Origin of the sequence: Mycobacterium sp. 852002-30065_SCH5024008 (assembly GCF_001665645.1) — a bacterium.
In the GTDB taxonomy this organism is placed as follows: Bacteria; Actinomycetota; Actinomycetes; order Mycobacteriales; family Mycobacteriaceae; genus Mycobacterium; species Mycobacterium paraffinicum.
On the sequence record NZ_LZSZ01000043.1, the window covers coordinates 1 to 565 of the forward strand.

The window sequence follows — 565 nt, forward strand, 5'->3', positions numbered from 1 at the left end:
GCGGTCAGGCGCAGGCCACCTCGTACGACACCATGGGTCAGGTCAACCAGGCCTTCCGCAACATCGTCAACATGCTCCACGGAGTGCGGGACGGACTGATCCGCGACGCGAACAACTACGAGCAGCAAGAGCAGGCCTCGCAGCAGATCCTCGGCAGCTAGCACTCGAAACCCGCTGTCTTCCAACACTTTAAGGAGCTAAGCAATGACCATTAACTACCAGTTCGGCGATGTCGACGCCCACGGTGCCTTGATCCGCGCCCAGGCCGCTTCTCTGGAGGCTGAGCACCAGGCCATCGTTCGCGATGTGCTTGCTGCGGGTGACTTCTGGGGCGGTGCCGGTTCGGTGGCCTGCCAGGAGTTCATCACCCAGTTGGGTCGCAACTTCCAGGTGATCTACGAGCAGGCCAACGCCCACGGGCAGAAGGTGCAGAGCGCCGGCAGCAACATGGCCAGCACCGACAGCGCCGTTGGGTCCAGCTGGGCCTAACCCCAACTTCAGGCGCGGCAGCACACCGATCTGTGGCTGTCTCTTATACACATCTCACGCTGCCGACGATCGCATA

The 565-nt window shown here is 61.9% G+C and carries 2 protein-coding genes; both read left to right on the forward strand.

Annotation, left to right across the window (positions count from 1 at the left end; translation table 11 throughout):
* Positions 1-161, forward strand: a 161-nt coding sequence (locus A5781_RS05045) for a WXG100 family type VII secretion target (RefSeq protein WP_197503710.1), incomplete at its 5' end; no start/stop codon positions are given.
* 43 nt (positions 162-204) lie between these two features.
* Positions 205-489 carry a WXG100 family type VII secretion target gene (locus A5781_RS05050; protein WP_046182844.1) on the forward strand — a complete coding sequence of 95 codons (285 nt, stop codon included), beginning with the start codon at positions 205-207 and terminating at the stop codon, positions 487-489.
* Positions 490-565 lie beyond the last annotated feature (76 nt).